This window comes from Novosphingobium sp. APW14, assembly GCF_032337075.1.
GTDB lineage: Bacteria > Pseudomonadota > Alphaproteobacteria > Sphingomonadales > Sphingomonadaceae > Novosphingobium.
Genome location: NZ_JAVYAB010000002.1, coordinates 96657 through 111676, shown reverse-complemented (window position 1 = coordinate 111676; position 15020 = coordinate 96657). Strand labels below are relative to the sequence as shown.

General features: G+C 63.9%; 15 protein-coding genes. 8 read left to right on the top strand and 7 right to left on the bottom strand.

The genetic code is table 11. The features are described 5' to 3' along the window. The first annotated feature begins 4 nt into the window (after positions 1-4). The 3 genes from metH to recQ are packed head-to-tail and all read left to right on the top strand — an operon-like array spanning position 5 to position 5673. A complete protein-coding gene (gene metH / locus RQP55_RS03125; RefSeq protein WP_315608729.1) occupies positions 5-2629 on the top strand; it encodes a methionine synthase in 2625 nt (874 codons plus the stop codon). A 38-nt stretch (positions 2630-2667) separates the two neighbouring features. Then, a complete protein-coding gene (locus tag RQP55_RS03120; protein ID WP_315608728.1) occupies positions 2668-3855 on the top strand; it encodes a serine hydrolase domain-containing protein in 1188 nt (395 codons plus the stop codon). A 39-nt stretch (positions 3856-3894) separates the two neighbouring features. Then, a complete protein-coding gene (recQ, locus tag RQP55_RS03115; protein ID WP_315608727.1) occupies positions 3895-5673 on the top strand; it encodes a DNA helicase RecQ in 1779 nt (592 codons plus the stop codon). On the opposite strand, the gene RQP55_RS03110 is transcribed toward recQ, so the two are convergent. Next, on the bottom strand, positions 5674-6684 hold the full coding sequence (locus RQP55_RS03110) for a TerC family protein (protein ID WP_315608726.1): 1011 nt from the start codon (positions 6682-6684) through the stop codon (positions 5674-5676). Between the two features lie 89 nt (positions 6685-6773). Then, the gene (locus tag RQP55_RS03105; protein ID WP_315608725.1) at positions 6774-6950 is read right to left on the bottom strand and encodes a YdcH family protein; all 177 of its coding nucleotides are present in this window, start codon (positions 6948-6950) and stop codon (positions 6774-6776) included. A 317-nt stretch (positions 6951-7267) separates the two neighbouring features. Here RQP55_RS03105 and RQP55_RS03100 point away from each other — a divergent pair, with 317 nt between their 5' ends. From RQP55_RS03100 to RQP55_RS03085, 4 genes are read left to right on the top strand one after another with little or no spacing between them, the layout of a single operon-like run. Next, positions 7268-8179: an SPFH domain-containing protein gene (locus RQP55_RS03100; RefSeq protein WP_315608724.1), complete on the top strand. Its 912-nt coding sequence runs from the start codon at positions 7268-7270 to the stop codon at positions 8177-8179. An 8-nt stretch (positions 8180-8187) separates the two neighbouring features. Next, a complete protein-coding gene (locus RQP55_RS03095) occupies positions 8188-8397 on the top strand; it encodes a toxin-antitoxin system HicB family antitoxin (RefSeq protein WP_315608723.1) in 210 nt (69 codons plus the stop codon). Continuing rightward, the gene (locus RQP55_RS03090; RefSeq protein ID WP_315608722.1) at positions 8390-8647 is read left to right on the top strand and encodes a hypothetical protein; all 258 of its coding nucleotides are present in this window, start codon (positions 8390-8392) and stop codon (positions 8645-8647) included. Before RQP55_RS03095 ends, RQP55_RS03090 begins: the two co-directional genes overlap by 8 nt. Positions 8648-8692: 45 nt before the next feature. Continuing rightward, entirely contained in the window at positions 8693-9646 is a 954-nt protein-coding gene (locus RQP55_RS03085) for a right-handed parallel beta-helix repeat-containing protein (RefSeq protein WP_315608721.1), read from the top strand. Here the strand turns inward: RQP55_RS03085 and ribA are convergent. The 4 genes from ribA to rpmG all read right to left on the bottom strand — a co-directional run bounded on the left by ribA (position 9643) and on the right by rpmG (position 12758). Further along, positions 9643-10695 (bottom strand): GTP cyclohydrolase II, encoded by a 1053-nt coding sequence (gene ribA / locus RQP55_RS03080; RefSeq protein ID WP_315608720.1) that lies wholly within the window; start codon positions 10693-10695, stop codon positions 9643-9645. The two genes, RQP55_RS03085 and ribA, sit on opposite strands and share 4 nt — an antisense overlap. Next, the gene (locus RQP55_RS03075; RefSeq protein ID WP_315608719.1) at positions 10692-11483 is read right to left on the bottom strand and encodes an exodeoxyribonuclease III; all 792 of its coding nucleotides are present in this window, start codon (positions 11481-11483) and stop codon (positions 10692-10694) included. The genes ribA and RQP55_RS03075 overlap by 4 nt, the downstream gene beginning before the upstream one ends. 429 nt (positions 11484-11912) lie before the next feature. Further along, on the bottom strand, positions 11913-12548 hold the full coding sequence (locus tag RQP55_RS03070; RefSeq protein ID WP_315608718.1) for an outer membrane lipoprotein carrier protein LolA: 636 nt from the start codon (positions 12546-12548) through the stop codon (positions 11913-11915). Positions 12549-12590: 42 nt separating this feature from the next. Continuing rightward, on the bottom strand, positions 12591-12758 hold the full coding sequence (gene rpmG, locus RQP55_RS03065; RefSeq protein ID WP_008993644.1) for a 50S ribosomal protein L33: 168 nt from the start codon (positions 12756-12758) through the stop codon (positions 12591-12593). 182 nt (positions 12759-12940) lie between these two features. Here rpmG and phhA point away from each other — a divergent pair, with 182 nt between their 5' ends. Further along, complete coding sequence (phhA, locus tag RQP55_RS03060) at positions 12941-13882, top strand: phenylalanine 4-monooxygenase (RefSeq protein ID WP_315608717.1); 942 nt, start codon at positions 12941-12943, stop codon at positions 13880-13882. 290 nt (positions 13883-14172) lie between these two features. Here phhA and RQP55_RS03055 read toward each other — a convergent pair whose 3' ends face one another. Continuing rightward, positions 14173-14958: a universal stress protein gene (locus RQP55_RS03055; protein WP_315608716.1), complete on the bottom strand. Its 786-nt coding sequence runs from the start codon at positions 14956-14958 to the stop codon at positions 14173-14175. Positions 14959-15020 lie beyond the last annotated feature (62 nt).

The window sequence follows — 15020 nt, the reverse complement described above, 5'->3', positions numbered from 1 at the left end:
TCCTATGAACGCCCTATCCTCCGCCCGCTTCGTCAATGTCGGCGAGCGCACCAATGTCACCGGCTCGGCCGCATTCAAGAAGCTGATCCTGGCGGGCGACTACGCCAAGGCGGTCGAGGTCGCGCGCCAGCAGGTAGAGAACGGCGCCCAGGTGATCGACGTCAACATGGACGAGGGGCTGCTTGATGCGGTTCACGCCATGACCACCTTCCTCAAGCTGATCGCAGCCGAGCCGGACATTGCCCGCGTGCCGGTGATGATCGACAGCTCCAAGTGGGAAGTGATCGAGGCCGGGCTGAAATGCGTTTCGGGCAAGCCGATCGTCAATTCGATCTCGATGAAGGAAGGCGAAGGCCCGTTCCTGGACCAGGCGCGCAAGTGCATGGACTATGGCGCGGCGGTGGTCGTCATGGCCTTCGACGAACAGGGCCAGGCCGACACCAAGGACCGCAAGGTCGAAATCTGCGAGCGGGCCTACAAGCTGCTGATCGGGATCGGCTTCCCGCCCGAGGACATCATCTTCGACCCCAATGTGTTCGCCGTGGCGACGGGAATCGAGGATCACAACAATTACGGCGTCGACTTCATCGAGGCCGTCCGTGAGATTCGCCAGCGCTGCCCGCATGTTCACTTCAGCGGCGGACTTTCCAACCTCTCGTTCTCGTTCCGCGGCAACGAGCCAGTCCGCCGGGCAATGCATTCGATCTTCCTCTACCACGCGATTCCGGCGGGGCTGGACATGGCGATCGTCAATGCCGGGCAGCTTGACGTTTACGACACAATCGACCCGGCGTTGCGCGATGCCTGCGAGGATGTGATCCTCAATCGTGACCCGGGTGCCACAGAGCGCCTCATCACCCTTGCCGAAAGCTTCAAGGGCACCGACGCCAAGGCCGAAAAGGAAGCCGAGGAATGGCGCGGGTGGGACGTGACCCGCCGGATCGAGCACGCGCTGGTCAAGGGGATCGATGCCCATATCGTTGAAGACACGGAGCAAGCCCGGGCCGAAATCTTTGCCCGGGGCGGCCGCCCGATCGAAGTGATCGAAGGCCCGCTGATGCAGGGCATGAACACCGTTGGCGACCTGTTCGGGTCGGGCAAGATGTTCCTGCCGCAGGTGGTCAAGTCGGCCCGCGTGATGAAGAAGGCCGTGGCCCACCTGATCCCCTTCATCGAAGCGGAAAAGGAAGCGCTTGGCACCGCGGCCCAGTCCAAGGGCCGGATCATCATGGCCACCGTGAAGGGCGACGTTCACGATATCGGCAAGAACATTGTCGGCGTGGTCCTGCAGTGCAACGGCTATGAAGTGATCGACCTGGGGGTAATGGTCCCGTGGTCCAAGATCATCGAAACCGCGATCGCCGAAAAGGTGGACATCATCGGCCTGTCGGGCCTGATCACCCCCAGCCTCGATGAGATGGTCACCGTGGCCGAGGAAATGGAGCGTGCCGGGCTGACCATCCCGGTGCTGATCGGCGGGGCCACCACCAGCAGGCTCCACACCGCACTCAAGATCGACCCGGCCTATAGCGGCCCGGTCATCCACGTGCTTGATGCCAGCCGCGCGGTGGGTGTCGCCAGCCAGCTGCTGTCCGATACCCAGCGCGATGGGTTTGTCGAAGCCACCGCCGCCGAATACCAGCACATGCGCGATGTCCGCGCCGGCAAGGAAGCGACTGTGCTCCTCAGCCTCGAGGATGCCCGCGCCAACAGCTTCAAGGCAGATTTCTCGGACAAGCCGGCTCCGCCCGAACGACCGGGCCTGCATGTGTTCGAGGATTGGGACCTGGCGGACCTGGTCACCTGTTTTGACTGGACCCCGTTCTTCCGCGCCTGGGAGCTGGCCGGCAATTTCCCCGCGATCCTGAATGATGAAGTGGTCGGCGAAAGCGCCACCGCGCTGTACAACGATGCCATGGCCATGCTGGAGAAGGTCATCAGCGAAAAGTGGCTGACCGCCAAGGGCGTCTGCGGCTTCTGGCCCTGCGCGCGCGATGGCGATGATGTCGAGCTGTATCTGGCAGAGGAAGAGCGCCATGTCCGGCTGCCCTTCCTGCGTCAGCAGATTCGCAAGAGCCGCGAGCGGGCCAATTATTGCCTGGCCGACTTTATTGATCCCGATGGCGACTGGATTGGCGGCTTTGCCGTCGGCATCCACGGCATCGAACCGCACCTCGAACGCTTCCGGGCTGCCCACGATGACTATTCGGACATCCTGCTAAAGGCGCTGGCCGATCGCTTTGCCGAGGCCTTTGCCGAACGGCTGCACCAGCATGTCCGCACCACGCTGTGGGGCTATGCGCCGGGCGAGCAGCTGACCAACGAGGCGCTGATTCGCGAGGAATATCGCGGTATCCGCCCCGCCCCCGGCTATCCCGCCTGCCCGGACCACAGCCTCAAACCGATCCTGTTCGAACTGCTCGATGCCCCAGCCAGGACCGGGATCACCCTGACCGAAAGCTATGCCATGTTGCCGACATCGGCCGTCTCTGGCTTCTATTTCGGGCATCCGCAGGCCGAGTATTTCGGCGTGGCCCGGATCGGGCACGACCAGGTGGAAGACTATGCCGCGCGGCGCGGTGCAGACCTGGCCACGACGGAACGCTGGCTGCGCCCGAACCTGGACTAACCCTCGACAAGCCGGGCCGGGGCAGTAGGGTAAGCGCCATGCGCCTGCTCACCCTGCTTGCCAGCCTGATCCTTGCCGCGCCGCTTCAGGCGCAGGTCCTGCCCGCCACGGTCGCAGTCGCGTTTGACCGACAGGCAATCCGCCCGGTTATGGCCGAAGGACTGGCCGATCGCACCACCGGGCGTGCGGTGACTGCCGACAGCCCGGTGCGGATCGCCTCGATCTCCAAGCTGGTCACCACGCTTGGCGTGCTGCGGCTGGTCGATCAGGGCAAGCTGAACCTTGACCGCGATGTCTCCGATTACCTCGGCTGGCGCCTACGCAACCCCGCCTTCCCAGACCAACCGATCACCCTGCGCCTGCTGCTGAGCCACCAGTCGAGCCTGCGCGACGGGGGTGAGCGCTATATCATTCCGCTGGGGGTGACCCTGCGCGAACGGGTGGCCGAGCCGGCGATGTGGGATGCGCAGCACGGTCCCAAGGTGGGCTGGTTTGCCTATAGCAATATCAACTTCCCGGTTGCCGCCAGCGTGATCGAGCGGGTCACCGGCGAACGGTTTGACGTGGCGATGGGCCGGCTGGTTCTCAATCCGCTGAAGCTGGATGCCTGCTTCAACTGGGGCGCGGGCTGTTCGGCAAAGGCCTTTCGCCGCGCCACAATCCTCTACCGCGACAGCGGCGAAGTCGCGCGCGATGACCTGAAGGGTCAGCCACCGCTGTGCCCGGTTGTCCCGGCACAGGATGGATCGTGCGACCTTACCCGTTATCAACCCGGCCAGAACGGCGCGCTGTTTGGCCCGCAAGGTGGGCTGCGCATCGCGATGACGGACCTCGCGAAGGTTGGGCAGATGCTGGCACGGGGCGGCAAGGGGTTTCTGTCCGCTCGGACCTTCCGCGAGCTGACCCGCGCGCAGTGGCAGTCAGGACCAAATCGCGGCGGGATTGGCGAGTATGGCGAAAGCAATGGCTTCTTCTGCGCCTATGGCCTGGGGCTGCAGCGGATTGGGGACGGCGGAGCCGGCTGCAAGGATGACCTGTTCGGCGATGGCAGGGCCCGGATTGGACATTCGGGTGAAGCCTATGGGCTGCGCTCGGGCCTGTGGCTTGATCCGAAAGCCGGCAAGGGCATCGCCTTTTTCACCAGCGCTGTGGCGGATGACGCGCCCAAGGGCCGTTCGGCCTTTACCGCCGTCGAAGAGGCCGTTGTGGAGAGAGCAGGCCGCTAGCCCTTCCGCTGCCCGCCCCGCCGGGCTAGGCGCTGGTCGGTGACGCGCGACGCCATCCTTGACCAGCTCCACACCACCTTCGGGTTCAGCGCCTTTCGCGGGGTGCAGGAACAGGTGATCGCGCGCGTGCTCGGCGGGCAATCGACTCTGGCGATCATGCCGACGGGTGCGGGCAAATCGCTGACCTATCAGTTGCCGGCGGTGATGATGGAGGGGACCTGCGTGGTCGTCTCCCCGCTGATTGCGCTGATGCATGACCAGCTGCGCGCCGCCACCGCCAACGGCATCCGCGCCGCCACCCTGACCAGCGCCGACCTTGACCGGGCCGAGACGATCGAGCGGTTCCGCGCCGGCGCGCTCGACCTGCTGTATGTTGCGCCCGAGCGCGCCAGCCAGCCGCATTTCCGCGAAATGCTGACCACTGCGCCGCTCAGCCTGTTCGCGATCGACGAGGCGCACTGCGTTTCCGAATGGGGCCACGATTTCCGCCCTGACTACCGCCTGCTGCGCCCCTTGATGGACGCCTTCCCACAGGTGCCGCGCCTCGCGTTGACCGCCACGGCCGACCGCCACACCCGTGCCGATGTTCTGACCCAGCTTGGCATTGGCGAGGAGGGGCTGATTGTCGCCGGGTTTGACCGGCCCAATATCCGCTATGCGATCCGCCACCGCGACAGCCTGCTCCAGCAGCTGAAAACGCTGATGGCCGAGCAGCCCGGGCCAGGGATCGTCTATGCCCCGACACGCAAGAAGGTAGAGGAGCTGGCAGACAAGCTGGCCGCTGCCACGGGCCGCCAGGTTCTGCCCTATCACGCCGGGCTTGATCCGCAGGTCCGCAGCGCCAACCAGGCGGCCTTTGTTGCCAGCGAGGACATGGTGATGGTCGCCACGGTTGCCTTTGGCATGGGGATCGACAAGCCCGACGTGCGGTTTGTTGCCCACGCCGGCATTCCCAAGTCGATCGAGGGTTATTACCAGGAAACCGGCCGCGCCGGACGCGACGGTGATCATGCCGTGGCACTAATGCTGTGGGCCGCGGAAGACTTTGCCCGCGCCCGGCTGCGCGTGGCCGAAGTGGAGGAAGCCCGCCAGCCCGGCGAACGCGTGCGGCTGGACGCCTTGGCGGCCCTGGTTGAAACGGGGGCTTGTCGCCGCGCAATCCTGCTGCGCCACTTTGGTGAAGACCCGCCGCAGACCTGCGGCAATTGTGACAATTGCCTGGAAGCGCCGGGGATCGTCGATGTGACCGAACTGGCGCGCAAGCTGCTCTCTGCCGTCTATCGCACCGGGCAGACCTATGGCTTTGGCCATGTCGAAAAGGTGCTGCTGGGGCAGGAGGATGAGCGGGTTCTCACCCGCGGGCATGACCAGCTTTCGGTCTTCGGTATCGTCGGTCCGGATGAAGCACCGCTGCTCAAACCGCTGATGCGCGCGCTTCAGGCCCGCGGCAGCCTGGTCCCGACCGAGCACGGCGGCCTGGCACTGGGCGGCGATGCGCGCGATGTGCTGAAGGGCGAGGCCGCGGTGCTGATCGCGCTGCAACCGCGCCGCGAACGCACTGGCCGCGGCGGCCGACGCGATCGCGGCGCGATCAATCCGGTTGGCAATCCGCTGTTCGATGCGCTGCGCGAACTGCGCCGCTCACTCGCCGCCGAGGCCGGTGTGCCGCCCTATGTCATTTTCCACGATGCGACCTTGCGCGAAATGGCCGAGACCCGACCCGCCAGCCTCGCCCAGTTGGGCGAAGTCGGCGGCGTCGGGTCCCGGAAATTGGCGGCCTATGGCGAGGCGTTCCTCGCCACCATTCGCCGGTACTGATTACGGCCGGATCTCATCATGCGGCAGCTGCGGCGCGGCGTCCTCGCCGTGGCGGGTTGCCCACAGCGAGTAGAACACGCCAGCCGCGATCAGACCTGCAGTCACGCCCAGGCTCAGCACTGGCGGGAACTTCTCTCCGCCCATGACGAAATCGGAGATGAAGATCTTCGAGCCGATGAACACCAGCACGGCAGCAAGGGCATACTTCAGGTAGTAGAAGCGGTGCACCATGGCCGAGAGCGCGAAATAGAGCGCACGCAGGCCCAGGATCGCCATGATGTTGCTGGTATAGACGATGAAGGTGTCGGTCGTGATCGCAAAGATCGCCGGCACCGAATCCACCGCAAAGACCAGGTCGGCCAGGTTGATCACCACCAGCGCCACGAACAGCGGGGTGACCGCCGTGACCAGCTTGCCGGTCTTCTCATCCGGCACCTTCACGAAGAAGTGCTGGTCATGCAGCTTGGGCGTGACCCGCATGTGGGTGGAAATCCACCGCACCACCGGGTTTTTCGACACGTCGGGATCGTGATCCCCGGCGAAGAACATCTTCACGCCGGTGAAGATCAGGAAGGCCGCGAAGATGTAGAGCACCCAATAGGCTTCCTGCACCAACGCCGCACCCGCCGCGATCATCAGCCCGCGCAGCACGATCACCGCCAGGATGCCCCAGAGCAACGCGCGGTACTGGTACTTCGGCGGGATCGCGAAGAAGGTGAAGATCAGGCTGATCACGAAGACATTGTCGATCGAGAGCGCCTTTTCGATGAAGTACCCGGTGTAGTACTTCATGCCCAGGTCCCCGCCCTTCTCGATCCAGACCCAGGCGCCGAACGCCATGGCGATCGCGATGTAGAAGACCGAGAGCTTCAGCGATTCTGCGATGCCCATTTCGCGGTCTTCCTTGTGCAGGATGCCCAGGTCGAAAACGGTCAGCGCGATGACGATGCCGATAAAGGCCAGCCAGAACCAGAGCGGCGTGCCGAGCCAGTCGGCGGTGAGGAATTCCATTGATCAGTGCCCCTGTAGCAAAACAAAAGCGCGCCGGAACAAGGGGACTGACCCTGCTCCGGCGCGGAGGTGGTGTGGTCGTGTCGCTGTTATCCAGACATGCGCGGACGGCGCAGCAAGCGCGCCAACCGGTCCTTGATCGCCAGTTTGAGCTTCTTCAGCCGGACGATCACGAACGGATCGGCCAGGCGGCGGCGCTGCGCCAGGCGCAGGGCCTCATCAAGCTTCTGGTGGCGCTCCATCAAACGGAACACACGATCGGACATGGCAATAGCTCCCTAATCGAACGGTTGTGGTTCGATCGGATGCGCCGAGCCTTGGGCCTGGATCCTTGGGATGGGGGGACAAGTGTCCGGACCCTAGGCATCGGCGTCATCCGATGCGGTCCGACATCACGTTGCGCCCTGGCTGGGAAGGGGGGATGGTGCCAGTGCGCCGCGCCAGAGGGGCCCGGTCCCGCAGAAATGTTTTTAAGACCGATTCGCTCGCATTTCAAGTCCCCCGCACAAAGTCCGTACCGGCCTCTTGACGACACGCTCAATTTCGATATTAATATGATATCATTTTTAAAGGGTCAAAACCAATGTCCGATACGCACACACCAATGGCCGTCAGCCGCGAAACGCGCGCCTGGAGCACCAGCGGTTACCTTATCCTGGTCGCCTTCCTCGTGCTGCTGAGCCTGACGATCTTCAGGATCGTCAATTTTGCTGGCAGCCAGCCCGATGATAGCGAGATCTTCGGCTTCGTCGTCTCGACCGGCCTCGCGGCAATCGTTTTGGTCGTCCTCGCCAGCGGCTTTTACATGGTTCAGCCCAATCAAGCGGCGGCGATCACACTGTTTGGCGCCTATCGTGGCACTGATCGCAATCACGGGCTCCGCTGGGTCTGGCCGTGGATGGGCAAGACCAAGATTTCGGTCCGGGCGAACAACCTGGTTTCCGACAAGATCAAGGTCAACGACCTGCGCGGCAACCCGATCGAGATGGCCGCCCAGGTGGTCTGGCGTGTGGTCGATACCGCCCAGGCGCTCTATGATGTCGACGATTACAAGGCTTTCGTGATGGTCCAGATCGAGGCGGCAGTCCGCACGATCGGCTCGCGCTATCCCTATGACGATTTCGCCCATGCCGAGATCACCCTGCGCGGCAATCATGATGAAGTCGGCGTGGAACTGCGCAAGGAACTGATCGCGCGGCTGACCATGGCCGGGATCACCGTGGACGAATGCGGCTTCACGCACCTCGCCTATGCCCAGGAAATCGCCGGGGCGATGCTGCGCCGCCAGCAGGCCGAAGCCGTGATCGCGGCGCGGACCAAGCTGGTCGAAGGGGCGGTGACCATGGTCGAAATGGCGCTGCAGCAGCTGAGCGACAAGGGCGTCGTCCACCTCGACGACGAACGCAAGGCCGCGATGGTTTCGAACCTGATGGTCGTGCTCTGCGGTGAGCGGGATACCCAGCCGGTGGTCAACACGGGCACGCTGTATCAGTGACCTGAACGATGGCGCCGCCTGCCAAGAAAGCCTTTCCGCTGCGGCTCGATCCGGCGCTGTTCACCGCGCTGGAACGGGCTGCGGCCAGTGACTTGCGCTCGGTCAATGCCGAGATCGAAGTCCTGCTGCGCGAGGCGCTGGGCCGGCGCGGGATCAAGGTTGCCGCGGCCGAGCCAGCCCGGCGCGGCCGCCCCCCGAAGGAGAAGTGCGATGGATGAACCCCGGCCCTGGTTCGCCGCCAAGCGCTTTGGCTATGGCGCGGGCTGGCCAATCGCCTGGCAAGGCTGGGCGCTGATGGCCGGCTATCTGGCGATCCTCGCCGTGGTCGGCTGGCTTGATCACCAGCACGATAGCCGGGTCAGGGTGATGGGCTTTGGGCTGTTCGTTGCGGCAACCGCCACCTTCATGACCCTGGTTCACAAACGCACCGATGGCGGATGGAAGTGGCGCTGGGGCAAGCGCAAATAGCCCTTCTTTGCATGGCGTTAACCCGGCGCGGCCTATAACGCAGGGATGGACAAGAACGCCCGCCTGATCATCGCTCTTTCGGCCTGCGCCAGTCTGGCACTGCCGGTCTCCCTCGCCAGCGCGCAAGACAATGCGCCCTACACTGTGCTCGAAACCGGGCAACGCTTCGGCCGGCTGCAGGAGGCCGTGCAGGCGATCGGCAACACCACCGGCACGATCCTGATTGCCAATGGCCGCCACGCCGATTGCGCGGTGCAGACCGCCGGTTCGGTGACCTATCGGGCCGAGACCCCGGGCCAGGCCATTTTCGATGGCGTCGCCTGCGAAGGTAAGGGCGCATTGGTGCTGCGCGGCACCAATGCCCGGGTCGAAGGCCTGGTCTTCACCAACATCAAGGTCGACGATTTCAACGGCGTCGGCATCCGGATCGAGCTCGGCAACCTCGAAGTCTCGCAGTCCTGGTTCCGCGACAGCCAGCAGGGCATCCTTGGCGGGATCGACACGAAATCACGCATCTCGATCGACAGGTCGACCTTCACCCGCCTGGGCACCTGCGAAGGACCCGGCGGCTGTGCCCACTCGGTCTATATCGGGGACTATGGCTCGGTCTCGATCACCCACAGCCGGTTCGAACAGGGCCGCGGCGGGCACTATGCCAAGAGCCGCAGCCGCGCGGTCGAGATTGTTGGCAACAGCTTCGACGATTCGGCCGGGCGCGGCACCAATTACATGATCGATCTGCCCGGCGGCGCATCGGGCCGGATTGCAGGCAACTGGTTCGTTCAGGGGCAGGACAAGGAAAACTGGTCCGCCTTCATCACCATCGCGCCGGAAGGACGGCAGTATAGCTCGGCCGGGCTGGTGATCGATGGCAACGACGCCCGCTTTGCCCCCGGTGTGAGCCGCACCAGTACCTTCGTTGCCAACTGGACCGATGATCCTGTGCAAATCGGCGCGAACCGGCTGGCCGCCGGCATCAAGCGCAGCGACCGTCGCTAGAGCAGGTGTCCCGTCCGGTCGCGCTTAGTATCAAGATAGCGGGCGTTATGCGGGTTGGGCGGCAACTGGTGCGGCACGCGCTCGGCCACGGTCACCCCGGCGGCGGACAGCGCCTCAACCTTGGCCGGGTTGTTGGTCATCAACCGGATCGGGCCGACCCCCAGCAGGTGCAGCATCCGCGCGGCCACGGGGAAATCGCGCGCCTCGGTTGGCAGGCCAAGCCGGTTGTTGGCATCGACCGTGTCAAAGCCCTGGTCTTGCAACTGATAGGCGCGCAGCTTGTTGACCAGGCCAATCCCCCGTCCTTCCTGGCGCAGGTACAGCAGCACTCCCCAGCCGCCAGTTCTGGCCTCATCGGCCATGGCGCGCAGCGCAGCATCAAGCTGCGGGCCGCAATCGCACTTCAGGCTGCCAAGAATATCGCCGGTCAGGCATTCGGAATGGAGCCGAACCAGCGGCGGACGGTCCGAATTTTGTTGGCCGATCACCAGCGCAACATGTTCGCGCAGGTCATCGGCTGAACGGAAGGCGACAATCTCGGCATCCTCGGCCGCGGCAACCGGCAGGCGGGCACGGGTGGCGATGGCCAGGTGGCGGGGATCGGAAAACTCGGCCAGATCGCCTGAAGAGACCGCTTGCGCCTCACCCGCGCCATCCGGATCGACCAGGAAGGCCGGTAGGATCCCCGCCAGCCGGGCGAGCGACAGCGCGGTTTCAGCCGCGCGCGGATGATCAAGATGTTCGGCCATGAACGGGCCCTTCATCGGCCAGTTCAGGTCTTCGGCCGGATCGGCCAGCACCCGCGCCGCGGGGAGCGTGAAAGGTTCAGCCGCGCGGATCAGCACCGGCGCTTCGGGAACGGCAGCTTCGCGCTGGTTGGCCAGCTTCAGCGTCACCGCCCGCGCTGCCGAAATTAGCAGCCGCGGGGCGCTCGCCTCAGGTGCGAAGCCGGTTTCCGCCGGCAGCAGCCGCAGCACGCCATCGACCTCAACCGGCCAGCCGTGGCGCAGCGCATCAAGCGCCAGGGCAACACGGCGGGTCGCTCTCAAAGGGCAAACTCCGTGATCAACGGCACGTGGTCGCTCGGCTGATCCCAGCGGCGCGTTTCTTCAACAAAGCGATGGCTGACCGATTGGGCCGCCAAAGCAGGCGAGGCCCACATGTGATCGAGCCGGCGGCCGCGATCCTTGTCCTGCCAGTAGGTGCGATAGGACCACCAGGTCCAGTTGCGCTCTGGCGCGGGGATATGCTTGCGGCCCAGGTCAACCCAACCATGGGCATCGCGGAAGCGATAGAGCGCCTCGATCTCTACGGGCGTGTGGCTGACGACCTTGAGCAGTGCCTTGTGGTCGTAAACATCGCATTCCAGCGGGGCGATATTGAAATCGCCAACGATCAGCGTCGGCCGGTCCAGCGCTTCGGCCCAGCGCGCCATCCGCTCCAGGAAATCAAGCTTCTGGCCAAATTTCGCGTTCTGATCGCGGTCGGGGATGTCACCCCCGGCGGGAATGTAGACATTTTCCAGCACCACGCCCTGCCCGGGGCCAAGCAGTTCGACGCCCACATGCCGCGCCTCGCCATTGGCCTGCCAGTCATGCCGCCCGATTTCCCGTAACGGGATGCGGCTGACCGTGGCGACGCCGTGATAGCCCTTTTGCCCGTGCACCACCCGGTGGGTGTAGCCAGCCGCCTCGAACACTTCGTGCGGGAACAGCTGTTCGGCGCACTTGATCTCTTGCAGGCACAGCACGTCCGGCCCCTGCTCTTGCAGGAACCGCACCACCTGATCGGCGCGCAGACGGACGGAATTGATGTTCCAGGTAGCAATCGAAACCATGCCACAGGCTTTAGTGCCGAATCCCGCTGCCGCAACACCCCTTGCGCTTGGCGCGGGTTTGGGTGGGTGTGGAGTGGCTCAGGGTGGAGCGAGAATGGCTGTCAGCGATAACCGGCGCGCAGCGACCTTATTGGTCGTGAGCACCGGATGCGCAGCGGGTGGCCGTTCGCAGCCCGCCCTGGGCCATTCCACGCCCACCCAAACAAAAACCCTCGGTCCGGGGGCATTGGACCGAGGGTTCCTTGGTGCGTTCGTCACGCTTGACGGCGCGGCCTACAGGAGACTTGGGCAACAGGGGGGAAACCCGTCTCAAACCGCGCCGTCAGGCACCGTTCTAGGGCTATTCGACTTGCTGGCCCATGAACAATCGTCAGCGATTGGTCGCGATTTGTCGCACCAGCCGCACGCTCTGCGACAGGCCGTTGAATCTCATCGACGAACAGTCGAGCGCGGATCGCTATAGCGGAACGTGTTATCCGGAACGGCCATGCCATATTGCTGATTCGACAGAGTGACGATGGTTCGGCGCTTTTGCGAATCAAGCGCAGCCCAGCTCGACAATTCAAGGCCGCCGGGGGCGCCTGCCTTGCGCGTGAAGACTAAGGTGATCGCGCCATATTCCGGGCGCGCCTTATCGCGCACAACAACATTCACGATGCGGTCGCTGCCGGTAGGTATGACACGGCCATACTTGCCGACATCACGACTGGGGTCGAGCAAGGCGCCCAAGGGGCTGTTTTTGATCGGCCAGCGCTGAACCTGGCGGACCTCGTAATCAACAAAGGTCAGCGCGCTGCCGTCGGAAACGACAAGCATCGGCACGCCCCTTTCATACTGGAAACGGATCTTACCGGGGCGCTTCAGGGTCAACACACCGCCGACCCGCTGACCATTGGTATCGGCCTGGATAAAGTCCGCGCGCATGGTGGTAATGGCGCGCAGCGCGGCGACCGCACTGGCAAGGTCGGCCGCGTCATCGGCGCGCGCGGGAGCAGGGGCAGAAACGACAAGCGCCGCCGAAACGGCGGCACCTGCAAGCGATCCGAAGGTCAATCTGAAGCTCATGGCCGTGCTTGTAGCAGCGCAGCCTTGAACCGCCAGTGAACCTTACTTGATCTTGGCTTCCTTGAACTCGACATGCTTGCGCACGACCGGGTCATACTTGTTGAACACCATCTTTTCGGTGGTGTTGCGCGGGTTCTTCTTAGTCACGTAGAAGAAGCCGGTGTCGGCGGTGGAAACCAGCCGGATCTTGACGGTTGCGGGCTTCGCCATGGCGTAGGTCCTGTCTAATCGATTCGGCCCGAAAGCCGCAAAAACCAAGCGGGCGACCGCGCGGGCCGCCCTTCACGGAGCGGGCCATTGGCCCAGAAGGCCCGCAGAGTCAAGGCTGGCGCGCGTTGAAGGGCGCCCGATTGCAGGTATTCTTTCGCGGTGCTAAAGTTGCATCTGTAACTATGTCCACCACCACCGCCCTTGATCAGACCGACTTCGCCCGCCTGCCCGACCCCGGGCCGGGCGTGTTTACCGCGCCCTTGCAGCGCCCGGCCCAGGTCGGGGAGGACTGGCTGGAGCCGGCCCAGCGCGAATATACTGCCGAAGAACACCGCATCTGGGATGATCTCTATGCCCGGCAGATGCAGGTCCTGCCCGACCGCGCCGCCACCGCGTTTCTCGCCGGGCTTGAAAGGCTGGACCTTGGCCGCGGTGGGGTGCCCGATTTTACCCGGCTGTCAGAGGAACTGCGCGGCCTGACGGGTTGGTCGGTGGTCCCGGTGCCGATGCTGATCCCTGATCACGTGTTCTTCTGGCACCTGGCCAACCGCCGCTTCCCGGCGGGCAATTTCATCCGCACGCGCGAGACCTTTGACTACATCCAGGAACCCGACGTGTTCCACGATGTCTTCGGCCACGTGCCGATGCTGACCGACCCGGTCTTCGCCGATTACATGCAGGAATACGGCCGCGCCGGATGGAAGGCGATGCGCTATAACCGGCTCAAAGCGCTGGGCGCGCTCTATTGGTATACGGTTGAGTTTGGCCTGATCCTCGAGACCGGCGGCCTGCGCGCCTATGGCGCCGGCATCCTCTCCGGCCCGACCGAAACGGTCTTCTCGGTACAGGCGCAAAGCCCAAACCGGATCATGCTCAATGTCGACCGGGTGATGCGCACCGACTATGTGATCGACGATCTGCAGCCGACCTATTTCGTGATCGAGAGCTTTGACGAGCTTTATCATGATACCGTTGAGCGGGATTTTGACCGGCTCTACCGCGCGCTGGGCCCGGGCTTTACCTATGCCAATTCCGCCGTAATCGACGTTGACGACGTACTTCACCGCGGCACGCAGGAATATGCCCTGCGCGGCGGACGCGGCAGCGGAGCAAGGCCCGTTTAGAACCACTGCGAGACCGACCGGCCGGTGGAGCACCAGAAAAAAGAGAGGCCCGACCGTTGCCGACCGGGCCTTTGGAAGTTTTGGGAGAGGATGCCTGAAAGGCAGGCTCCAAATGGTGCAGCGCCGCATTTTGTGCAAGTGCGAAAAGGGCAAAGTGTGTTGCGCAATTTGCAACTAACGTTCAATTCTGCGCAATATGGCTGAAATGCTACAGTTTTAACTGACCCCGGTACAAATGGCAGGTTGCGCCACCTCGCCCGTCGTGCGTTTCTTGCTGCGTCGCAACAAAATCAGTGCGCGATGAACAGCGGTGGCGCTTCGGTCTCCTCAAGAAAGAACCGCGTCACCCCGCCAAACAGGAACTCGCGCAAACGGCTGTGGCTATAGGCGCCCATTACCAGCAGGCTGGCACCAACCCGTGCCACTTCTGCCGCCAGGGACTCCTCGATCGAATGACCCTCCGGCAATTCGGTCAGCTCGGCCTTCACGCCGTGACGCGCCAGATAGCGCAGCGCCTCTGTCGGCGGAAAGCCGGTGGCCTTTGTACTGGCAACAGTGAGCACCCGCACTTCACGCGCACCGATCAGCAATGGCACCGCCGCCTTGAGCGCGCGCGCAGCTTCGCTGCCACCGTCCCAAGCGATACAAGCCGTGCCAAGGGGCAGCTCCAATGTCCCGTGATCGGGCAAGGCCAGAACCGGGCAGGATGCATTCAGCGCAAGATCACCCGCCAGACCGCTGCTGCGTGAGACGATCAGCAAATCTGCCAGATCGCCACTCCGCACCAAAGCATCAAGCTGCGGCAATTCCGACTGCGCCACGTCAAACGGCACGTCATCGCGGGCCAGCCGCTCCCCAAAGGCTGCGGCAAGCGCGTCGTCTTCCTTCAGCGCCATATCCAGCGCCTCCCGCGCCAGAATGGCGCCGCCATAAGGATCAACGGTAACGTATTTGTCGACCGGCGTATCAACCAGCACGGTCAGGTGCCCGCCATGGGACCGGGCAAGGTCCATTGCCGTATCAAGCCGCGCCCCCATGCCAACATCGCGGCCACCCTGGATAAGAATCGATCGCATAATCCCTCTCCTTTCGTGACCAATGCTACGCCCCACGTGTTTTCCCGTCCATGATCCCGGTC